Source organism: Pantoea sp. PA1 (assembly GCF_056856975.1).
Genome location: NZ_JBXGEE010000003.1, coordinates 348,805 through 370,300, shown reverse-complemented (window position 1 = coordinate 370,300; position 21,496 = coordinate 348,805). Strand labels below are relative to the sequence as shown.

22 protein-coding genes are annotated in these 21,496 nt (G+C 58.3%); 10 read left to right on the top strand and 12 right to left on the bottom strand.

What is annotated here, in order from left to right:
* Both AC1V0D_RS15200 and AC1V0D_RS15195 read right to left on the bottom strand, forming a co-directional pair.
* The gene (locus AC1V0D_RS15200) at positions 1–909 is read right to left on the bottom strand and encodes a polyprenyl synthetase family protein (protein ID WP_009093081.1); all 909 of its coding nucleotides are present in this window, start codon (positions 907–909) and stop codon (positions 1–3) included.
* A gap of 220 nt (positions 910–1,129) precedes the next feature.
* A complete protein-coding gene (locus tag AC1V0D_RS15195) occupies positions 1,130–1,660 on the bottom strand; it encodes a YtfJ family protein (RefSeq protein ID WP_482907701.1) in 531 nt (176 codons plus the stop codon).
* 171 nt (positions 1,661–1,831) lie between these two features.
* Here AC1V0D_RS15195 and AC1V0D_RS15190 point away from each other — a divergent pair, with 171 nt between their 5' ends.
* Complete coding sequence (locus tag AC1V0D_RS15190; protein ID WP_009093079.1) at positions 1,832–2,059, top strand: hypothetical protein; 228 nt, start codon at positions 1,832–1,834, stop codon at positions 2,057–2,059.
* A gap of 94 nt (positions 2,060–2,153) precedes the next feature.
* Here AC1V0D_RS15190 and AC1V0D_RS15185 read toward each other — a convergent pair whose 3' ends face one another.
* The 3 genes from AC1V0D_RS15185 to AC1V0D_RS15175 form a co-directional block, all read right to left on the bottom strand.
* Positions 2,154–2,831 carry a pirin family protein gene (locus AC1V0D_RS15185; RefSeq protein ID WP_482907700.1) on the bottom strand — a complete coding sequence of 226 codons (678 nt, stop codon included), beginning with the start codon at positions 2,829–2,831 and terminating at the stop codon, positions 2,154–2,156.
* A 126-nt stretch (positions 2,832–2,957) separates the two neighbouring features.
* Complete coding sequence (locus AC1V0D_RS15180) at positions 2,958–4,688, bottom strand: DUF2534 family protein (RefSeq protein ID WP_482907699.1); 1,731 nt, start codon at positions 4,686–4,688, stop codon at positions 2,958–2,960.
* Positions 4,689–4,757: 69 nt separating this feature from the next.
* Positions 4,758–5,150 carry a DUF2946 domain-containing protein gene (locus AC1V0D_RS15175; RefSeq protein ID WP_033736836.1) on the bottom strand — a complete coding sequence of 131 codons (393 nt, stop codon included), beginning with the start codon at positions 5,148–5,150 and terminating at the stop codon, positions 4,758–4,760.
* A gap of 221 nt (positions 5,151–5,371) precedes the next feature.
* On the opposite strand from AC1V0D_RS15175, the gene AC1V0D_RS15170 reads away from it, so the two are divergent.
* Both AC1V0D_RS15170 and AC1V0D_RS15165 read left to right on the top strand, forming a co-directional pair.
* Complete coding sequence (locus AC1V0D_RS15170; protein WP_482907698.1) at positions 5,372–6,310, top strand: D-2-hydroxyacid dehydrogenase; 939 nt, start codon at positions 5,372–5,374, stop codon at positions 6,308–6,310.
* 205 nt (positions 6,311–6,515) lie between these two features.
* Positions 6,516–7,439 (top strand): Rpn family recombination-promoting nuclease/putative transposase, encoded by a 924-nt coding sequence (locus AC1V0D_RS15165; RefSeq protein WP_482907697.1) that lies wholly within the window; start codon positions 6,516–6,518, stop codon positions 7,437–7,439.
* Between the two features lie 121 nt (positions 7,440–7,560).
* Here AC1V0D_RS15165 and glsB read toward each other — a convergent pair whose 3' ends face one another.
* The 5 genes from glsB to fucO form a co-directional block, all read right to left on the bottom strand.
* Positions 7,561–8,526: a glutaminase B gene (glsB, locus tag AC1V0D_RS15160; RefSeq protein ID WP_482907737.1), complete on the bottom strand. Its 966-nt coding sequence runs from the start codon at positions 8,524–8,526 to the stop codon at positions 7,561–7,563.
* A gap of 52 nt (positions 8,527–8,578) precedes the next feature.
* Positions 8,579–9,778, bottom strand: a complete 1,200-nt coding sequence (locus tag AC1V0D_RS15155; protein WP_111207313.1) for a CynX/NimT family MFS transporter — start codon at positions 9,776–9,778, stop codon at positions 8,579–8,581.
* Between the two features lie 170 nt (positions 9,779–9,948).
* Positions 9,949–10,119, bottom strand: coding sequence for a YdgH/BhsA/McbA family protein (locus AC1V0D_RS15150; RefSeq protein WP_167428668.1), 171 nt, complete (start codon positions 10,117–10,119; stop codon positions 9,949–9,951).
* Between the two features lie 103 nt (positions 10,120–10,222).
* On the bottom strand, positions 10,223–10,396 hold the full coding sequence (locus tag AC1V0D_RS15145) for a GhoT/OrtT family toxin (protein WP_009093071.1): 174 nt from the start codon (positions 10,394–10,396) through the stop codon (positions 10,223–10,225).
* Between the two features lie 304 nt (positions 10,397–10,700).
* Positions 10,701–11,849: a lactaldehyde reductase gene (gene fucO, locus AC1V0D_RS15140; protein ID WP_482907696.1), complete on the bottom strand. Its 1,149-nt coding sequence runs from the start codon at positions 11,847–11,849 to the stop codon at positions 10,701–10,703.
* A 264-nt stretch (positions 11,850–12,113) separates the two neighbouring features.
* On the opposite strand from fucO, the gene AC1V0D_RS15135 reads away from it, so the two are divergent.
* Together AC1V0D_RS15135 and AC1V0D_RS15130 are read left to right on the top strand one after the other, a co-directional pair.
* Entirely contained in the window at positions 12,114–13,754 is a 1,641-nt protein-coding gene (locus tag AC1V0D_RS15135; protein WP_482907695.1) for a dihydroxyacetone kinase subunit DhaK, read from the top strand.
* A 110-nt stretch (positions 13,755–13,864) separates the two neighbouring features.
* Positions 13,865–14,413, top strand: a complete 549-nt coding sequence (locus AC1V0D_RS15130) for a YbhB/YbcL family Raf kinase inhibitor-like protein (protein WP_482907694.1) — start codon at positions 13,865–13,867, stop codon at positions 14,411–14,413.
* Positions 14,414–14,464: 51 nt separating this feature from the next.
* Here AC1V0D_RS15130 and AC1V0D_RS15125 read toward each other — a convergent pair whose 3' ends face one another.
* Positions 14,465–15,331 carry an alpha/beta fold hydrolase gene (locus AC1V0D_RS15125; RefSeq protein ID WP_009093067.1) on the bottom strand — a complete coding sequence of 289 codons (867 nt, stop codon included), beginning with the start codon at positions 15,329–15,331 and terminating at the stop codon, positions 14,465–14,467.
* A 178-nt stretch (positions 15,332–15,509) separates the two neighbouring features.
* Here AC1V0D_RS15125 and AC1V0D_RS15120 point away from each other — a divergent pair, with 178 nt between their 5' ends.
* The gene (locus tag AC1V0D_RS15120; protein ID WP_140029233.1) at positions 15,510–16,100 is read left to right on the top strand and encodes a CGNR zinc finger domain-containing protein; all 591 of its coding nucleotides are present in this window, start codon (positions 15,510–15,512) and stop codon (positions 16,098–16,100) included.
* Between the two features lie 85 nt (positions 16,101–16,185).
* Here AC1V0D_RS15120 and proP read toward each other — a convergent pair whose 3' ends face one another.
* Entirely contained in the window at positions 16,186–17,652 is a 1,467-nt protein-coding gene (proP, locus tag AC1V0D_RS15115) for a glycine betaine/L-proline transporter ProP (protein ID WP_482907693.1), read from the bottom strand.
* Positions 17,653–18,116: 464 nt separating this feature from the next.
* Here proP and AC1V0D_RS15110 point away from each other — a divergent pair, with 464 nt between their 5' ends.
* The 4 genes from AC1V0D_RS15110 to AC1V0D_RS15095 are packed head-to-tail and all read left to right on the top strand — an operon-like array spanning position 18,117 to position 21,398.
* Complete coding sequence (locus AC1V0D_RS15110; RefSeq protein WP_482907692.1) at positions 18,117–19,136, top strand: isopenicillin N synthase family dioxygenase; 1,020 nt, start codon at positions 18,117–18,119, stop codon at positions 19,134–19,136.
* A 21-nt stretch (positions 19,137–19,157) separates the two neighbouring features.
* Positions 19,158–19,961 (top strand): MetQ/NlpA family ABC transporter substrate-binding protein, encoded by an 804-nt coding sequence (locus AC1V0D_RS15105; protein WP_033736835.1) that lies wholly within the window; start codon positions 19,158–19,160, stop codon positions 19,959–19,961.
* The gene (locus tag AC1V0D_RS15100; RefSeq protein ID WP_482907691.1) at positions 19,954–20,742 is read left to right on the top strand and encodes a methionine ABC transporter ATP-binding protein; all 789 of its coding nucleotides are present in this window, start codon (positions 19,954–19,956) and stop codon (positions 20,740–20,742) included. Before AC1V0D_RS15105 ends, AC1V0D_RS15100 begins: the two co-directional genes overlap by 8 nt.
* Complete coding sequence (locus AC1V0D_RS15095; RefSeq protein ID WP_336794160.1) at positions 20,730–21,398, top strand: methionine ABC transporter permease; 669 nt, start codon at positions 20,730–20,732, stop codon at positions 21,396–21,398. The genes AC1V0D_RS15100 and AC1V0D_RS15095 overlap by 13 nt, the downstream gene beginning before the upstream one ends.
* Positions 21,399–21,496: the final 98 nt, after the last annotated feature.

Here is a 21,496-nt window from a genome sequence, read left to right as displayed (position 1 = left end):
TTAACTGACGGCAGCGAGTTTTTTCTCAAACCAGGCCTGAACAAAATGATGGGTGGCGTAACCGTCGCGGCAGGCGGAGAGCAGGTGTTCTCCGGCGCAGCGCAGATGGTCGCGCAGTTGCGATTCCACCGCTTTTGCGCCGAGAAGATTCACCAGCGTCGATTTTCCCTCATCCTGATGGGCATCTTTACCGGTGTCACTCATACCGTCAGTGAGATCGTCCAGCAGCTGAAACGCCTGACCGAGATTCAGCGAAAAGCGGTGCAGCTGTTCGCGGGCTTCTTTGGGGGCTTCCGCCACGATAGAGGCCATCTGCATGGAGGCGCAGAACAGGGTGCTGGTTTTGAAGTGATTGGTCATCAGAATGGCGTCGGCGCTGCGGGGTTTATCTCCCTCCGAGAGATCCTTGAACTGCCCCTGCACCAGCCCCTGCATCCCAACCGCCTGAGACAGCTCTGCAACCGCGTCCGTTCTGGCGCTGGCGGTTAAGCCCTCTGCCACGGCGACCAGACCAAAGGCCTTACTCAGCAGGGCCACGGCAGCAAGGATGGCGACATGTTCACCATACTGACAGTGGATGGTAGGTCGTCCGCGCCGCAGCTGCGCATCATCCATGCAGGGCATATCGTCCAGGATCAGCGAAGCGGCGTGCACCATCTCAACCGCGCAGGCGAGATCAAGCAGACCGGCTGCGCTGGCATTGCACCCCAGATCGCGCGCGGTCAGCAGCAGCAGCAGCGGACGAATACGTTTTCCCGGCGCCAGCGCGCCGTCGCGCATTGCCGCGCCGACCAGGTCACGTTCACTGTCGACCGGTAAAAGCTGATCGAGCCGTTGCTCGATATCGTTCAACAGAATCGCTGCATCGCTGTGTATGACATTGACGTGTTTTTCTGCGCAGACCGTCATCAGGGCTGTCCTTATCTACAGAGGAAGTCACAGCAGGTCGAAATGATTCGATGCCATCTTCAATCATCGTCCCCGGCTGCCCCGGTATAGTGGGCAGGTTTTCAAAGAACGGCGGGTAAATCCATTACAACTAAGCGTAGCTTACGGTAATAAAAAATGTCGGGAAATTCAGGAGCATTCCGCGATTTGCGGTGACAGCCGGGTGAAAACTAAGCGGTTATCAGCCCAGCAATGCCCGTAGCTGTTTCATCACGCTGGCGACGTTTTCAGCAGATAATGCGCCATCTTTAGCGAAGCGCACAATACCTTGCTGATCAACGACCACGACGGCTGCGCTTTCTGGCTGAAGATGCCAGCTATGCGCCGTCACGCCGCTGCTGTCGATGATGAATTGCTGCCAGGGAGCGGCTTTTTTGCTGGAGGCGATGCTGCGCACCACAAAAATGGCGCTGCCGGGCAGGGCGTCGTCGGTATTCACGATGGTGGTGGTCTGAAAGCGGTCGCGCGGCAGACTGGCCTGCTGAACGGCCTCAATCAGGGCAGCACTCTGCTCTTTGGCTGAAAGACGGCCCGCGACATGGATCACCAGCCGCACTTTGCCGGTCAGCGCCTGACTGTTCCAGCGCTGGTAGCCGATATCGCCCTGATTCAGCATCATTTCGCCTTTATCGGCCACAAAGACCGGCGGAACCGGCTGGCCGGGTGTCAGGGTGTGGGCGGAAGCAACGCCGGAAAACAGCAGGGCTATCATCAATCCATAATGGCGCACAGGTTCCTCACTTCTTTCTCGGTTTGCGGTGGGCGAGGCGAGCTTTCTCATCAGCAGGCAGAAGATTAGTACCACATCCATGTTTCAGATCAATAAAAGCAGTAAAGAATTAGCCTGAGAATGCAGAGGAAAGTTAATTGCCGGAGGTGGAAGATGAGTGCTGCACTGATGACGTTGCCCGAATTTGCCCGTTACATTGGTATTGCCACGCCGACCCTGGCGCGCGCCTTTTGCTGTCGGGGTTCACTGGATGGGGTGCCGCTGCCGCAGGCACTGGATGATGCGCCGCTGACGCAGCGCCACTGGTTACTCGACGATGTGCGTCAGTTTGACCACGTTTATAAACGGGTTCAGGCGAAGCAGCCCCGTAACCGGGAGTAAGGACAAAGATCGCCGCACGGGAATCGTCCCGCGCGGCGCTTTTAAGTTACGCGTGGCGCTGCCTGCGACCTCACCGGGAAAGGCAGCGCGTTTTTTATACAGCGTGATCGGGCCTGATCAGGAAGCAGACCAGATTGGCATCCCGGTCACCCGTGATTTCACTCCCGGCCGCCAGCCCGCTGACCGCATCACCCCGACCCAGTCGCGCCTCGCCGATACGAATGCTGCCTTCCAGCACGACGAGATAAGCCACAAAGCCCGGCAGAGCGGGCACGTCCAGCGTGTGGTTGCGCTCCAGTAGGGTGTCATAGATATAGGCAGCCTGACGCAGTTCCAGCGGGGCGTCTGACTCCTCCGGCCCGGCCAGTTCGGTCCAGCCATTACTCATAATGCCCTGATCGCGCTCCAGCACCTGGGTCATCGCTTCACCCCCGGGCTGGGCGGGACGGATAACCGCCTGTAACAGTTCCGCTTCAAACAGAGGCACCGACTCTTCGTACTGAACGCCGTCACCCGCATTGACCACCATCACCCGCTTAGCGGAGAGCTGGGTCCGCTCGCCGTTACTGTCCTGATGCTGCATCGATCCCCGCCACAGATAGGTAAAAACCTCTTCATTCCAGTGCTGCTGCATCGGGATCCGGGCATCCAGTTTCAGCGACATCAGATCAACGCTGACCAGCGGGCTTAGTGCCTCGCCAGGTCGCTGACGGCGGACGGTAAAGGGGCCGTACTCAAACAGCTGTTCAGGATTAGCACGCAGGATGTTCATGATTTGCCTTTAAACAGAAGGGTCAGTGACAACGATCATAGCCTTTAGTGAGAGAATGAAAAGCCGGGAAATTTGCCCGGCTTCGTCAGTTATGTTGAAGAAGAGACTGCCAGCGGAGGCGGCAGCCTATTTGCCCTGCTCATCGCTTTCACCCAGGAAGAAATACCAGAGTGGAATCGACAGCAGTCCGGTAAAGACCGTCGAGTAGAGCAGAATCATCATCGCCTGCGTGATATACATCGTCAGCGACCAGTGGCTGAAGGGGATCTGATACTGATCAATCACGCCGCCTATCATCGCATTCGCCATCACCGAAATCACAATCAGCGCCAGAACCGTCACGCTGCGCAGAAAATAGCGCATCTCTTTGCGCTTCACGGCGAAGCGGGACTGCACGATCGCCAGCGGCGACTGCTTGTCGGGTGCAATCTCGGTGCGGGCCTGGCTGCGACGCCGGGCGCTGCGCCAGCGCTGAATATCCAGCAGCAGAAACAGCAGCAGGCTGATGCCCATGACCGGCAGGGCATAACCGAGCGCCAGCATCACAATCAGGCTGGTGCCCTGCGCATAGCGTGGCAGCGCCAGCCAGGCGGTTAACAGCGTCTGTGATGGGTTAAGCTGCGGCACCGCCGGACGACGAATCCACCACATGCGGTAGCCCAGCACAATCATCGTGCAGAGTCCGAAGCCAAAGAGGGCCAGAATCAGCTGATTAGGCAGGCCGAACAGCACACCCATGTGCGCATCGACGCCCCAGCGGGTCAGTTTTGCCACCAGCGGAAAGCTGGCGAACGCCACTTTGTCGACCACGGTGAAGTCGGCCGGATTAAGTGAAACGGCATCCACCTGACTTGGCCAGCTGCGGTCAATCTCCGAAACCGTCCATGCCTGTCCGGCGTTTTTAGGCTGGCGCAGTTCGAGTTTTGCCGCCTTCAGTCCTGCGTGACGGGCGGCAGACAGGGCCTGATCCCAGCGGGCATCCGGCTGATTAGGAATGACCCGCGCGGGAGTCTTAGCGGGCATCGTCATGCCCGACATGGTCATCCCTTCCATTGCGCCGCGATGCTCTGCGTGGGGATCGGCAGATTCAGCCGGGGCGTTACCGTTCAGCGCGGTTTTCACCTGCGGCGTTTTCCAGTTCAGGTCGCTGCGCATCTTTTCAATGTTGCTGCCCGCCCACTGCGACCAGGTCAGCCCGGTCACCGAAAAGAAGATCAGGCCCAGGGCCAGCAGCAGTCCCAGCGTGACGTGCCAGTGACGCACGGCGGCAAACCCGCTGCGGACGTTCTTTCGGGTACGGGGAGGGCGGGTCCCGGCCCACAGGATAAGCCCGCCCAGCGCGGCGACCCAGAGCCAGGACGCGGCCAGTTCACTGTAGTTACGGCCGAAATCGCCCAGTAACAAGCCACGATGCAGCTGATCCAGCCACATGCGCAGCGGCAGCACGCCGCTGGTGCCATATACGGTCATATCTCCCCTGACCTGCAGGGTATAGGGATCGATAAACACCGAGCGTGACTTAGAGGGACCCGCATCAGCGGCAGTGAACTGTATCCGCGTCGTATCCCCGGGACCCGGCGCGGGACGCACAGCGTAGATGTGCGCTGACTGGCCTGCCCAGGCCCGTGCAGCGGCAACCTGCGCGGAGAGCGGCTGCGGCTCGCCCTGCGCACGGGTCGTCAGGGCATTGTGATAGATCGCCTGTTCCAGCTGCGGAGTCAGAACGTAGAGCGTTCCGGTGAGGGCCGCGATGAAAATGAACGGCGCAATAAACAGACCAATATAAAAATGCAGGCGGCGTAGCAGATTGAACAGCGTGCCGCGTGGTGCAGGGGATGTTTCCTGATAAGAGGACATAGCATTCCACACTTTTCAAAAGACAGGGGCGATTGGGTGACGTTGTCACGCAATCGAAATGTTATGGCGTCAGTGTGATGCGTAACAGGGCGGTGCCCGGGGGCGATGAAGGCGCAGCGTTCGCCGCCGCCGGAGCGGCGTGACCGCACGGGGCGGCGGGGCGCGACTGATGAGGCACATCCACCAGATGAACGGGACAAAGTTCCAGAGCATCAGGGGGACATGCACCAGTAAATCACAGTATCCGCAGGCAAAGCCTGCATCGGACATCATCACAGGGTCCATCATGGACATCTCGCCGTGATGATGCATCATCGGCATCTCTGCGCTCATGCTGACGTGCTGCATCCTGGCATGATCTGCCGCAAGGTTTTTAGAGACCATCGGTGCAACAAACAACAGCAGCACGGCCAGTATCGCAATACCGGCTGTGAGTCGTTGTCTGAATAAGCATTTCGGCATCATTTACACAGGCACAATGGGACAAATTTCCGGGCGGCAGTGTAACGCGAAGGGAATAAAAGGGTTAAATAAAGTGGCTGCTGAAGCAAAGAAATTCGCACTCTTTGAACATATTCACTTTAATTTCAGCTTCATTTAACTTAGTTGTTACCCGCTGAACACATACAGGTAACATCACGGCTGAGCCTGTGGATGACACTCTGAGCAATTAAGGACAGATAATGAAAATAGTTATGCTGGATGGCGATACGCTGCCGCTCTCACTGCCGATCGAACAGCTCCAGGGTGAGTGGGAGATCCGCACACACACGCCGGTTAATGAGATCGTGTCTGCCCTGCAGGGGGCGACTATCGCGATCACCAATAAAGTTCCGTTACGCGCCGCCACACTCAGGCAACTGCCGGATCTGCGCTTTGTCTGTGTTGCCGCAACCGGCTATGACTGTATCGATCTCGACGCCTGTCGCGAACGCGGGATCACCGTCAGCAATGTGCCCGGCTACTCCACGCAGAGCGTCTCCGAGGCGGTAATTGCAGCCCTTTTCGCGCTGCGCCGGCAGTTATTTGACTATGCCAGCACCACCCGCCGGGACTGGCCGCAGGCGCAACACTTCTGTCTGCATCGTCGGCCGATTCAGGATATCGGCGGGGCCATGCTGGGTATCGCGGGCCGGGGCGAAATCGGTCAGGCGGTAGGAAGGCTGGCGCAGGCGCTGGGGATGCAGGTCCAGTTCGCCGAGCGCAAAGGGAGTCAGACAGTACGTGACGGCTATGTCAGCTTTGAGCAGATGCTGGCCACCAGCGATGTGATTTCACTGCACTGTCCGTTAAGCGATCAGACCCGACAGATGATTGATCGTGAGGCGCTGGCTAAGATGAAACCGCAGGCGCTGCTGATCAACACCGCGCGTGGCGGATTAATCAATGAAGCCGATCTGGCGGCTGCCCTGGCGCAGGGCGTTATCGGCGGAGCGGCGCTGGATGTGCTGAGTAGCGAACCGCCTGCTGCCGATAATCCGCTGCTGGCGGATCTGCCGGGTCTGCTGCTGACACCGCACATTGCCTGGGCAAGCCGAAGTGGCGCAGAGAATCTGGTGAAAGGCGTGATGAAAAATATCGCCGCCTCTCTTCAGGGCGAGCCGATTAACGTGGTGAGCTGAACCTGGTCTGAGTGGGGGCATCTTCGGCATGGGGCAGCGCATGACGCTTTCTGCACTGAAAAGCGGGCCACCTCGTAAATATAAAGCGTGTCGTTTTACCTGCATTGTCCGGAGTGATATTCCCGTCATAGCCTGATTCATTACCGCGAAACAAAGAGCAGGTGGATCAGGTTAAGGGGATCAGGAACAGAGCCAGGATGGCACGATGAAAAAGAAGAACGGCACGCCTGCGCCTCATGATGCAACATTCCGGCAGTTTCTGACGCAGCCTGAAATTGCCAGAGATTTTATGGCGCTGCACCTGCCGCCAGACCTGCGGGAGATCTGTGATCCCGACACGCTGAAGCTCGAATCGGGGTCGTTTGTGGAAAAGGCTCTCAGGCAATATTTCAGCGACGTGCTTTACAGTCTGAAAACGACTTCAGGTGAGGGATTTGTCCATGTTCTGATTGAGCATCAGTCTGCACCAGACAAACACATGGCGTTTCGGTTACTTCGTTATGCCGTTGCAGCGATGCAGCGCCATCTGGAGAATGGACATAAGCGGTTACCGCTGGTGATACCGGTGCTTTTTTATACCGGTAAACGTAGCCCCTATCCCTATTCTAACCGGTGGCTGGATGAGTTTGACGATCCGGTACTGGCGGGAAGGCTTTATCATCAGGCTTTCCCATTGGTTGACGTCACAGTTATACCTGATGACGAAATTATGCAGCACCGTAGCATGGCTGCTCTGACCCTGCTACAGAAGCACATCCATCAGCGGGATGCGGCTGAGGTCATGGAGAGGCTGGCTACCGTTTTGATGGCCGGTTATCACTCTTCATCGCAAGTAGTATCACTGGTAAACAATCTGCTGCAGGCTGGCGAAACGGCGGACGCGAAAGCCTTTGTACGGGAACTGGCACGGCGCGTGCCGCAGCATGGGGATTCACTTATGACGATTGCACAACAGCTGGAACAAATAGGCATTGAGCAGGGTATCCGGCTCGGTATGGTAAAAGGTGAACGTGCAGCAAAATTTAAGATCGCCCGCGCAATGCTGCAAAACGGTATGGACCGCCATACCATTCTGCAAATGACCGGGCTGAGCGAAGCGGAACTGGCGAATATCCGTCAAACAGACTGAGACATGCTCTCAGTCTGTTATGCAGACTATGATCCCACTCCCCGGCGTCCGGAGTCGTCGTGCCTGTGCATCATCAAACCGCCTTGCACAGATGACTACTCTACTTCGTCGGGTCCCAGGGTCAGAAAATAGAGCGGCCCAGTTTTTCCGTCAGTAACTCCAGCACCGCCGTGCCCGCCAGGGAATTGCCCGCGCCATCGAGTCCGGGTGACCAGACGGCGATGCTCATCTCACCAGGAATAATGGCAATGATCCCGCCACCTACCCCTGACTTTGCCGGCATGCCGACCCGCCAGGCAAATTCGCCCGCGCCATCGTACATCCCGCTGGTGATCATCAGCGCGTTAATCTGGCGCGCCTGACGCGCGGTAATCATCTGGCTGCCATCCAGCGTCCGGCCCTGATTCGCCAGATAGATAAACGTGCGTGCCAGTTCAACGCAGCTCATTGACAGTGAGCAGTAGTGAAAATAGGTCTGCATCACGCTGGTCACGTCGTTATCGAAATTCCCGAACGACTTCATCAGCCAGGCAATCGCCGCGTTGCGGGCCGAGTGTTCAAACTCGGAACGGGCAACGTGACGGTCATAGTTGATGTCCGGCTGCTGACTCAGCTGCCGGACAATCTCCAGCATACGCTGACGCGGCGCGGTCAGCCGGGTTTCCAGCAGGTCGCAGATCACCAGGGCACCCGCATTGATGAAGGGGTTACGCGGTTTACCCTGTTCCAGTTCGAGCTGCACCAGCGAATTAAAAGGCTGACCCGACGGCTCTTTTCCGACCCGCTGCCAGATTTCGCTATCGTCATAGCGGGTCAGCGCCACGGTCAGGGACAGCGCTTTAGAGATCGACTGAATCGAAAAGCGCGTTTCAGCATCGCCCGCCTGAAAGAGGGTGCCGTCAGGCAGGCAGACAGCGATAGCCAGCCGGTCTGCGGCCACATCGGCCAGCGCGGGGATATAGTCCGCCACTTTTCCCTGATGAACCAGCGGACGCACCTCATCCAGGATCGCCTGCAACAGCGCATTATTCAGTTCAGACACACTCGCTTCTCCTGTCGCTTCCCGCCGGTCGCTGATGCTGTGCATCAGCGACCGACAGATCATATTGTTAAGGTCCGATGGCGGCATGGCCGCACGTTCAGCTGATGGGTTTTGACTGTGCTGCCAGAGGGGCCAGCAGCATCTGAAGCAGGCTCAGCAGCACCAGTACGCTGAAGGGGATCGTCCAGTTTCCGCTCTGCTCATGGAGCACGCCAAACAACAAAGGACCGAGCGCGGCCAGCGCATAGCCGACGCACTGGGCCATACCGGAGAGCTGTGAAGCCTGACGATGATTGCTGGCCCGCAGATTAAAGAGGGAGAGGCAGAGCACCAGTGAGGCGCCTGCGCCCAGACCGGCCAGGGTCAGCCAGATCGCCGCCCACAGCGGGTTAAGCAGAAGCCCCAGCATGCCGAGAAAGATAGCCGACGAGGCGATGAAGGCGGTGAGGCGGGCATCCTTCACCCGCTTCAGCGCCATCATGCAGCCAAGATTGGCGACAATTGCGATGGCCTGATACCAGAACAGCAGCCAGCCCGCCGTGGCCTGACTGAAACCCTGGTCCTGGGCGAACAGCGTAAACCAGTCTATCAGGGTATAAAACGCCAGCGACTGCAGCGCCATAAACAGGGCAATCTGCCAGCCGCCTGCCGAGCGCCACGGATGGCGATGGAGGACTGTCGTCTCGCCGGATGCCTGCTTTAACGGACGCTGGCGTAGCAGTGGCAGCCAGGCCAGCAGCGCAATCAGCCCTGGGATCGCCCAGACCACCAGCGACAGTCGCCAGCCTGCGGAGGAGAGCTGGCTCAGCGGAACGGCAATCCCGGAGGCCAGGCTGGCAGTAATCGACATGGTGGCGGCGTAAAGCCCGATATAGCGGGCAGTATGGGCGGTAAAATCGCGTTTAATCAGCGGGGGCAGCAGGACGTTGGCGGCAGCAATCCCGGCGCTGAGCAGCAGGGTCCCGCCCCATAACGCCGCCTCCACAGGCAGCCAGCGCAACAGGGAACCCGCGGTCATTAAGCAGAGTGCGCCCCACAGGCTGCGTTCGAGTCCGATGCGATTGCCGAGCCAGGCGGCTGGTGGCGCAAGCAGGGCAAAGAGGATCAGGGGAATAAAGTTGAACAGACCCGCTTCACCGGCACTCAGTCCAAAGGTCTGACGGATATCCTGCAGAACCGGGCCGACCACAGTCACCGGTGCGCGAAGGTTGGCCGCGGTCAGCAGCAGCACAAATAAAAAAAATGAGGCGCCGGAGAGCGCAGCATGAGGTTTAACACTAAGTTGCAGAGGCTTCATGGCAGGGATCATCACAGGCAGCAGCGCTGCGGGGGCGTTGGTTGACGTTAACGCTTACGCATCAGAAATGATGTCTGGGCGCTACTTTACTGACCGGCCATCGGCGTGTAAAGCCTTGTTATGCGATGAAATAGCGCAAATGCGATCCCGTAACACAGTGTGCGGGTGTGTCAGTGAAATTCCGGTTCGGGAAAGTGACCGCAGTCATTCTGGCTGGGATTGGTGCCAGGCTGGCAGGTCTGCTGACGGGTTTCTGCCGCCGGGACCGGTTTTTCGGCGCCCCAGGGTCCGCTGCAGGCACTGAGAAGGGAAATCAGAATCGCCACACTGATTACGCGCATATCCGCTCCTTATATGAGTGATGAGCAAGCCGACATCAGCGATCGGCGCAGAGCGGGTCAGTGACGTCTAATCTGAGTGTGGTCGGTAAGGCGAAAATGTCAATTAAAACAGCGCGAACATCAGCGCGACGGGAAAACTCATCGGCCAGGTGGCACCCACCAGAAAGGCGCTGAGCAGTTTAATGCTGAGCTTATCTTTGGCGATGAAGAAGGTGATCAGCGTAGCGAACAGTGCAACAACGGCATAAAAAATCAGCATACCCTGGTACAGTGTCATCAATATCTCCGCAGCATCGTAAAGGTTTTCGCTGCGCATGATGCGGATTTTTGTGATCCAGATCAAGTGACTCAGGGTTTAGCATCTAAAGAAATTGTCCGGTCAGGTGGCTCATGCACCGGAACCTGCAGAAAACTCGCGGGCGATTTCAGGCTGAAACGGGCATCAGAAAATCGAGAAAACCCCGGCCGTCACCGCGCTGACTGGCTTTATCCGCCCTGGCGAATCGCGACAGATCCAGCGCGATAAAAAAGCCCGCTGGCGTGAGCGGGCCTGACGTCAGCGGCGGATAAGCTGGCGCGCGTTAACTCTGACGGTAGAGCGCCATCACCGCCTCAAGATCGGGCGTGCGCGGGTTGCCACCGGTACAGACATCATCCAGCGCGGCCTGCGCCAGGGCCGGGATATCAGCCTGCTGTAAACCCACTTCACGTAAGGAACGCGGGATGCCCACATCCCGACAGAGCTGACGAACGGCATCAACCGCGGCCTCCCGCGCCTGCTCCAGCGAGAGGGTGTCGACCTGCTTCACGCCCATTGCGCGCGCAATGTCGCGATACTTTTCGCCGGTCCAGGCGGCATTCCACGCCATCACCTGCGGCAGCAGAATGGCGTTAGCAATGCCGTGTGGCACATCATAAAAGGCGCCCAGCGGATGGGCCATGCCATGAACCAGCCCGAGTCCGACACTGGAGAAACCCATTCCGGCGACATACTGTCCCAGCGCCATCTGCTCCACCGCGTCGGGATCCCCCGCCACCGACTTGCGCAGTGACCGGCTGATAATCTCAATGGCTTTGAGATGCAGCATATCGGTCAGCGTCCAGGCGCCACGCGTGATATAGCCCTCAATCGCATGGGTCAGCGCATCAATGCCGGTTGCGGCTTTCAGTGAGGCGGGCATGCTCGCCATCATTTCCGCATCAACAATCGCGACTTTCGGAATGGCATGCGGATCGACACAGACAAACTTACGGCGTTTCTCTTCATCGGTAATAACGTAGTTGATAGTGACTTCAGCGGCGGTGCCTGCGGTGGTCGGGATAGCGATAATCGGAACGCAGGGATGGCGGGTGGGGGCCACGCCCTCCAGGCTGCGCACATCTTCAAATTCGGGATTGTTGATAATCATACCGATCGCCTTGCTGGTATCCTGAGGTGAACCGCCCCCGATCGCTATCAGATAATCTGCGCCCGATGCCCTGAAGGCCGCCACGCCCTGCTGCACCACCCGAATGGTGGGATTGGGTACCACCTCATCGTACACCGTCCAGGCAAGCTGGTGGCTGGCCAGCCGATCGGTCACCCGCTTCAGCGCACCGGCTGCCACCAGTGCACGGTCAGTAACAATCAGGGCTTTGCGCATTCCACGACGCTCTACCTCTTCCGGCAGATGGCGTAACGCGCCGGCACCAAACCAGGCCGTTTCATTCAGAATCATACGTTGAGTCATAAAAACATCCTCTGTTTGTGAATGCGCTCTAACTTCCACCATTCCCTATCAGGGTTCTGCGCAGAACCTCTCAGTTTCGGATAAAAATATTTGATAGAAATCAATAAATTAGTCCGTAATGGCGCGATGCTTTTGCCAGATGCCGCGCCAGGCGCTGAACGAGACGGGCTGATACGCCGGGTTTCGCAGTGGATTTCTCCCCGTATGGCGGTTATGTGCAACACTTGTTTACTTCCCCTTCGCACGCCCATGAGGAATGAAGAGATGACCCGATTTGTACTGAATAACAAGGACGACCTTGTCGACAGCGCGTTAGATGGCATGATTTACGCCAGCCCGTTGCGCAATCTGGTGCGGCTACAGGTCGCGCCGCGAATCCGCATTGTCATGCGCAGGGACTGGCAGAAACAGCAGGTGGCGCTGATCTCCGGCGGGGGAGCCGGACATGAACCGGCGCATGTCGGATTTATCGGTAAAGGGATGCTGACGGCCGCCGTTTGTGGCGATCTCTTTGCTTCACCCAGCGTAGACGCGGTGTATCACGCCATCGTCAATCTTACCGGGGAAGCCGGATGCCTGCTGATTGTAAAAAACTACACCGGCGATCGGCTTAACTTTGGCCTGGCGGCAGAGAAGGCGCGTAAGGCGGGATACCGCGTCAACATGGTGATTGTCGGTGATGATGTGGCCCTGCCGGAGAATCCTCAGCCGCGCGGGTTGGCCGGTACCCTGCTGGTACACAAGGTGGCGGGCTTCGTCGCCGAACGGGGTGACGACCTGGCGGCGGTCACCGCGGCCGCGCAGGCGGCCAGCCAGGCCATCGCGTCGATGGGCGTGGCGCTTTCCGGCTGCCATCTGCCGGATGAGCCGGTCAGCCAGCGGGTGCCGGAAGGCAGTGTCGAAATGGGACTGGGCATTCACGGGGAACCGGGCGTTGAGGTGATGCAGAGCCAGAACAGTCAGCAGATTGTTCAGCAGCTGCTGGAGAAGGTGATGCCGGAGAATGAGGAACCCTGCGCGCTGCTGGTGAATAATCTGGGCGGCATGTCCGCGCTGGAGATGAGTCTGGTGACGCGGGATCTGATTGCGTCGCCGCTCAGCCGTGGCAGTAACTATCTGATGGGGCCTGCGCCGCTGATGACCGCACTGGACATGAAAGGGTTTTCCGTGACCTGCATGAGGCTGACTCCCCTCTTCGAAGAGGCCCTCTGCGCGCCGGTTGAGGTCACCGGCTGGGTAACCCCGGTGAGAATCGCACCACTGGAACCGGTAAGTGCCGCCACTCCGGCTTCAGCCCACCCGGTCCAGCCCTCTGCAAACCCCCAGGTTGCCGCCTGCGTGAACACTATCTGTGAAACCCTGATGGCCTGCGAAAGTGAGCTGAACCGGCTGGATGCGCAGGTCGGGGACGGTGATACCGGTTCGACCTTTGCCGCGGGCGCGCGTCAGATCCAGCGCGAATGTGCCGATAATCAGCTGCCACTGGATGCTTTACCCGAGCTGCTCGCGGTCACGGGAGAGCGGCTGGCGACGGTGATGGGCGGCTCAAGCGGCGTGCTGATGGCGATCTTTTTTACCGCTGCCGCCCAGCAACTGGCGGAGGGCGATACCCTGCCTGTCGCCCTGCAGCAGGGGCTGGAGAAGATGAAGGAGTATGGCGGGGCAAAGCCGGGTGACCGGACACTGATCGATGCACTGCAACCGGCCATTGAGGCGCTGGTGGCGGGCCAGTCACTGGAGGCGGCAGCAGAAGCGGCGCAGCAGGGCAGTGAGGCGACGGCCACCATGGGAACTGCAAAAGCGGGTCGCTCCTCCTATCTGAACAGCACAAACCTCAATGGTGTGCCCGATCCGGGGGCCGTCGCGGTCGCACGCGTCTTTGCGGCCCTGAACAAGGTGCAGTGAAAATGCTGACGCTGCTGTGCGGCCTCTGTCGCGCAGCCGTCAGAGTAAGCAGGCAATGACAAAATGTAGCGGGACAATTTTCTCAGGTGCTATCTGATAAGGAGTGACGGTTGAAAAAATTACTCTGCGCGGCGGCGCTGGCCGTTCTGCCCATGACCACGCTGGCGGCATCCGTATTTACGTTGCAATCCCGGGACTTCAGCGACAATGCGCTGCTCGATAAAAAGTTTGCCGGTGCCAATAAAAGTAATCCCTCCTGTACCGGGGAGAATATCTCTCCTGAACTCAACTGGTCGGCTATTCCGGCGGGCACCCGCAGTCTGACGCTGCTGATGACCGATCCGGTGGGGGCCAGGGGGCTTGGCGTCACCCACATGGTGGCTTACAACATTGCCCCCACGCGTTCATCGTTTGCTCAGGGCGCCCTGACGGAGGGGAAAGGGTATACCGGCGGAAAGAATACGCCGGGAACCACACACTATTATGGCCCCTGTCCGCCAGCGGGTAGCGGTCTGCACCACTATAACTTTGTGCTGATCGCCACCGATTTGCCGCCGGGCCAGTTAAAAGCGGGTTTAACCCAGGCGGAACTGATTGCACAGCTGAAGGGGCATGCGCTGGGCGCGGCCAGTACGGTCGGCCGGTTCAGTAATGAATAAAGGAAGGGAGAGGCACAGAGGCGGTATCGGATAGCTTCTGTGCCCCTTTTGTCAGTCGCCGCTGAACATCTCCCGGATACGCGTTGCAATGTGCTGAGTATGGGTCTCCAGCGCGAAATGCCCGCTATCCAGCATCTCAACCACCGCCTGCGGATTGTCACGCTGCCAGGCTGCTGCCCCCGGCGGTATAAAGAAGGGATCGTGTTTCCCCCAGATCACCAGCGTCGGCAGCTGCTTTTGACGGAAAAAGGCCTGAAATTCCGGGTAGCGCTGCAAATTACTGGCGTAATCGAGAAACAGCGCCTGCTGAATCGCTTTATTACCGGGTCGCTCCATCAGCAGGGTGTCCAGCGTATACGTCTCCGGCGCAATTAACTGCGGATCGCTGACGCCATGCGTGTATTGCCACTTGATCGCTTCCGGCGTCAGGACGGTGTCGCGCACCACCTGACCCTTAGCTTCGCTGGGGTCGTCCCAGTAAGCACGCACCGGCGCCCAGGCTTCTCCCAGTCCCTCCAGATAGGCATTGCCGTTTTGCGATATCAGTCCGCTGACACGCTCAGGCCGGGCGAGGGCCAGACGCAGACCGGCAGGGGCACCATAGTCGAAAACATACAGGGCATAACGTTTCAGACCCAGCGCATCCACGAAAGCGGTCAGCGTCTGACCGAGTGCGTCGAAAGTCCAGCTGTAGTGACGCTCAGCGGGAACGTCAGTAAAGCCAAAGCCGGGCAGATCGGGCGCGATAAGGTGAAACCTGTCAGCCAGCAGAGGAATAAGGTGACGAAACTGATGTGACGAGGTGGGAAAGCCATGCAGCAGTAACAGTACCGGGTGGGAAGGATCGCCCGCTTCCCGATAGAAGATATTGACCCCATCGGCCTGCAGATAGCGATGTTGAATAGCGTGGTCGGTCATAGCTGACACTCCTGTAACTGGTAAATTCGCTTATTAGGGGTTACTGATGCTGATTATGCTGCCTTTTGGTAACCTGTCAATGATGATTTAAGTGGTTACACGGTCTGTTTGTAACTGTATAATGCGTCTTTTATCGGTGACACTGTTGTCAGGCGAGACTCCCAGGAGAGGCATTAACATGGCAGAAACACAATCATCCACCGCGCAGGGGCCGTGGTTTCTGGCCGATCATCCGGCGCTGGACTTCATTAATACCGTCGCCATCGTGGACGGTCAGCCGCACGATTTCTGGCAAACCGATGAGGATGTTGACGCATGGCTTCAGCAGGCCGGACTGGCTACAGACGGCCCGGCAGCGCACTCTGAAGCTGGCACGCTGTTGCAGGCTGCCCGTCAGTTGCGGGACAACATTCGCGACATGGTGCAGCAACAGAAGGCGGGTGAAGCGATAGATGTGCGGGTGCTGAATGCCTGGCTGGGCGAGGCGATCAGCCATATGCAGCTCGTCACAGAGCAGGGGACGTTGCAGATCCGCCGGATTTATCCTGCTCAGAGCGCAATGCAGCGACTGGGGCGGGTTGCAGAACAGGCTGCCAGCCTGCTGGCCCAGGCGGATTTCAGCCGGGTACGCGCTTGTGAACATCCCGCCTGTAACCTGTGGTTTTACGATCGTACCAAAGCGCATCGCCGTCGCTGGTGCAGCATGGCGCTGTGCGGTAATCGGGCGAAAGTGGCGCGTTTCCGGCAGGGCGTGAAGTCAGAGGGATGACGACTCCGGGCGCTGAGGTGATGCCGGAAAAAGAGGAAGAGGCGACAGATAAAAAAACACCCTGCAGAGCAGGGTGTTTTCAGGCTTAATGCGCGGCGGGCGCTGAAGGTTTTGAGCGCTTGCGCAGCTTATCAATCAGGCGATGCGCTTCCGCTGTGGTCGCCACCGCTGGCGATGAACCGGTCAGCGGCTGCCGGGCGGTTTCACGGACGGTCAGAATAGTCAGCAGACCGATGATACCCGCACCCATCATGTAGTAGGCCGGCATCATGGTGTTTTTACTGGTATCGACCAGCCACGCCGTGATCAGCGGTGTGGTTCCGCCAAACAGGGAGACCGACAGGTTAAAGCCAATGGCCAGCGCACTGTAACGGATATCGGTCGTGAACAGCGCAGGCAGCGTTGAAGGCATGGTGCCGCTGAAGCAGGTGTGCAGCACGCCCAGAATCAGCAGGCCGCCGAATACTGCCCACATGTTACCGGAACCGATCAGCATAAAGCTCGGAATCGCGAGCAGGATCAGACCCACCGCACCAAAGCCAATCACCGGTCGACGCCCGATGCGGTCCGTCCAGCGGCCCCACAGCAGCGTCAGCGGCATCATCACAAACATCGCCACCATCACCAGCAGCAGGCCACTCAGTTCAGGCAGACCCAGTACGCCGGTCAGATAACTAGGCATATAGGAGGTCAGCATGTAGTTAGAGACGTTAAACAGCAGCACCAGACCGATACATTTCAGCATTGGCGCACGGTATTTGCTCAGCATCTGCATCAGGGTCAGGCGCGGTTTGCTCTGCTCCAGCGCCTCCTGTTTTTCCATGTGCTGCTGGAAGGCCGGAGTCTCTTCCAGCTTCAGTCGCACATAGAGACCAAACAGACCCAGCGGCGCGGCGATAAAGAAGGGCACGCGCCAGCCCCAGGACATCATCGCCTCGTTTGACATCAGGGTGGTCATCACCGTCACCAGGCTGGCACCCAGCAGGTAACCACCAATGGTGCCGAACTCCAGGAAGCTGCCCATGAAGCCACGGCGTTTATCGGTGGAGTACTCCGCAATAAAGGTCGCTGCGCCGCCATACTCGCCGCCGGTCGAAAAGCCCTGGATCAGACGCGCCACCAGCAGCAGGATCGGTGCCATGATGCCAATAGAGGAATAGGCCGGGATCAGGCCGATGCAGAATGTGCCGATCGACATCATGATCATCGTCATCGCCAGCACTTTCTGTCGGCCGATGCGGTCACCCAGCGGGCCAAACACCAGGCCGCCAATCGGACGGACCAGGAAGGCCGCTGCGAACGTACCAAAGGTGGCGATAAGCTGCACGGCGTTGTTGGCGTCCGGGAAGAAGACCTTGCCGATGATAACGGCGAGGTAGCTGTAAACGCCGAAGTCGAACCATTCCATCGCATTACCTAACGCGGCTGCGCCAACGGCACGCTTCAGCATGTCGTTATCGATCACGGTAATGTCATCAACAGTCAGCTCTTTTTGCTTCCTGTTCCAGAAATGTTTCTTTGCGTGGTCAGACGATCTGTTTCTGGTGTCCATAAACTCCTCAACTGCTGAATGAAGGAGTCTTATAGCTTTCGCAGCCGAAAATAAGGGTCAGAAGAAACCGTGGAAATGAAAGCTATAAGAAGCCGAATAAGTTTTAAGTGAAGCGGCAATTAACCGCAGGGGCAAACCTTAGACCACAATTGTAAGGTATTGCAAGTTTTCAGCGGAAATAACTACTTTTACTGACAAAGTCAGCATAGTAATCTTATTCATCTCTGCTTACGGCCATAAACATTTCGTAACATCCAGCGCAGGATGATTCCGGCCAGCAGGCGTCGCCAGGCCTGACGCCCGCCAGAATGTGTCATCCGGCAACCAGCGTAATCTGCGGATCATTTGACTGGGGTGCAGCGCGATATTTCCGTTCGCCGCATATCCATAGCAGGATTAGTTGGTAGTTAACGCATAAATGCAGTGGCAGTGTACTGCTATTCCAGACCAACAGAGTGTTAAACATGGGCGCGTTAACATCAGCAGAATTACCGGTTATTGATTTCGCACTGTTATCGGGAGATCAACAGCAGCAGCAACAGTCACGCGAGAAACTCAGCCAGGCGGCGCGTGAGGTGGGTTTCTTCTATCTGATCAACCACGGGATTGACCGCGCGTTATCCGATGAGGTTCAGCAGGTGGCACGCCAGTTTTTTGCCCTGCCACAGGCGGACAAAAGCGCCGTCAGGATGGCCAATTCGCCTCATTTTCGCGGTTATAACCTGGCTGGCGTGGAGATAACCCGCAGCCAGCCCGATTTTCGCGAGCAGTTTGATATTGGTGCTGAACGCGAAGCGCTGCCCGTGACCGCCGACTCGCCCACCTGGCAACGGATGCAGGGCCCAAATCAGTGGCCTGAAGCCCTGCCAGAACTGCAAACCGTCGTCACCCGCTGGCAGCAGCAGATGACCGCCGTTGCGCTGGAGCTGCTGCGCGCCTTTGCCGAAGCGCTCCATCTGCCGCGCAACGCCTTTGACAATCTCTATGGCGACTATCCCAACGAACATATCAAGCTTATTCGCTACCCCGGCCGTAGCGCGGGCGAATCCTGCCAGGGCGTCGGCGCGCACAAAGATTCCGGCTTCCTGACGATGCTGCTGCAGGACGATCAGCCGGGTCTTCAGGTGGAAGTGACGCCGGACAACTGGATCGACGCCTTACCCAAACCGGGCGCGTTTGTGGTGAACATTGGCGAGCTGCTGGAGCTGGCGACCAATGGCTATCTGCGCGCCACCGTTCATCGGGTGGTATCGCCCCCGCAAAGCCGCGAGCGCCTCTCTATCGCCTTTTTCCTCGGTGCGCAGCTCGATGCCGTTGTGCCGATCTACCCGCTGCCCCCGCAACTGGCCGGGCTGGCTCAGGGACCGGCCAGCGATCCGCTCAACCCGCTGCTGCGTGAAGTCGGCTGGAATTACCTCAAAGGCCGGCTGCGTTCGCATCCGGAAGTTGCAGAGCGTTTTTATCCTGAACACACCTCCCACTAAAACCATAAGAGATAAATGATGATGATTAAAAAGCGCGTTCTGGCTCTGGCCGGTCTTTCACTGCTGATTGCTCAAAGTCTGCAGGCTGCGCCGCTGCGTGTGGCTGCGGATCCGGTGCCGCATGCCGAAATTCTGGAGTATGTTAAAACGCTGGATCCCAAACTCGACATCAGGATCGTGGAGCTGAGCGGTGGGGTAAACGCCAATGAACTGCTCGCCTCCGGGGATGTGGATGCGAACTACTTCCAGCATCTGCCCTACCTGAAAGATCAGGAAAAGGCGCTGGGTAAGACCTTTGCCGTCGTCGCCAGTGTGCACATTGAGCCGCTGGGCATCTACTCGCGCAAAGTGAAGTCGCTGGCGGCGTTGCCAGAGGGGGCCAGCATTGCGGTACCCAACAACACCACCAACCTGAGCCGTGCGCTGTGGCTGCTGCAGGATAAAGGGGTCATTAAACTCCGGGCGCAGGGTGAAGCGGGCTCCACGCTGGTGACGCCGAAAGATATCAGCGAAAACCCTAAGAAAATCAAAATCATCGAGATTGAATCGCCTCAGTTGCCACGCTCGCTGGATGATGTTGATGCCGCGATCATCAACGGCAACTATGCGCTGGAAGCGGGGCTGAATCCGGCCAAAGATGCGCTGGGTCTGGAGTCCGCTGCGCATAACCCGTATGCCAACCTGCTGGTCACCACCCCGGCACTGGAAAAAGATCCCCGCGTCGTGCAGCTGGCAAAGGATCTGCGTTCGCCGCAGGTGGCCGCATTTATCCGGAAAAACTACCAGGGCTCCGTGATTCCGGTCGCGGATAATCAGCATGATTAATATCCGTCACCTCAGCAAACACTATGCTGGCGCACCCGCGCCAGCGTTAGACGATATCTCTCTCACCATCAGTGAAGGGTCGATCTTCGGCATACTGGGGCGAAGCGGGGCGGGGAAAAGCACGCTGCTGCGCTGCCTGAACCGGCTGGAGAGTCCCTCCAGCGGCCTGATTGAGATCGATGGGGAAGATATCTCCCGACTGAGTCTGGCGCAGCTCCGTCAGCAACGGCAGCAGATGGGGATGATCTTTCAGCACTTTAATCTGCTCCATTCCCGCAACGTGCGGGACAATATTGACCTGGCGCTGGAGATTGCCGGGATACCCAGGGCCGAACGCCACGCCCGCGTGTCTTCGCTGCTGGATCTGGTGGGACTGACAGCCTTTGCAACGGCCTGGCCATCACAGCTCTCCGGGGGACAGAAACAGCGTGTCGGCATCGCCCGCGCGCTGGCAGCCCGTCCCCGCTACCTGCTGTGCGATGAGGCGACCAGCGCCCTGGACCCGGAAACCACTCTCTCCATTCTTGATCTGCTGGCAGATATTCAGCAGCAGCTGAATATCACCATCGTCCTGATCACGCATGAGATGGCGGTCGTGAAACGTATCTGTGACGGTGCCGCGCTGCTGGAGAAGGGGCAACTGGTGGAAAGCGGCACCCTCAGCCAGATCATGGGACGCGAGGAGGGCCGTCTCCGCACGATGCTGCTGAAGGATGGCGAGGCGGACAGGGCGTTTATCGAAAAATATCAGCGGGAGGCTCTTACCCGATGCGTAGCATGACCCGCGATCGTTTTCAGGAACTGCTGCTGAATGCCACGGGTGAAACGCTCTATATGGTGCTGCTGGCAGCGCTTTTTACCGTCGCTATCGGATTGCCGGTGGGCGTCCTGCTGTTTCTGACCCGCCCACAGGGTATTCTGCCCAATCGCGCTATCTCTCTCCTGCTGAATACGCTGGTGAATACCGGACGCGCGCTGCCGTTTGTCGTGCTCCTGATCGCGCTTATCCCCTTTACCCGCCTGCTGGTTGGCACCACGCTGGGCAGTACCGCTGCGATCGTACCGATTACCCTGGGGGCGTTTCCCTTCTTTGCGCGCATCGTGGAGAACGCGCTGGATGAAGTCGATCGCGGCCGCATTGAGGCGGTGGTGTCGATGGGGGGCAATCTGTGGCATATCGTCAGCCGCGTGCTGCTGCCTGAGGCGTTGCCTGCGCTGGTGGCAGGGATTACCCTGACGATAGTGATGCTGATTGGCTTCTCGGCGATGGCCGGCGTGGTAGGCGGCGGCGGACTGGGGGATCTGGCGATTCGCTACGGCTATCAGCGCTTTGATAATCAGATCATGGCAGCGACCATTGTCGTGCTGCTGACGCTGGTGATGCTGATTCAGAAACTGGGCGACTGGCTGGTGCGCTCGCTGGCTTATCGTCGTTAACGGCTGGCCGCAGGGCGATGACCGGGTTTAACCCTGAATGCGGTCAGCAGAATCACTGCATACGTTGCCACTTGCTAACCTACTAACCGCAACCTACC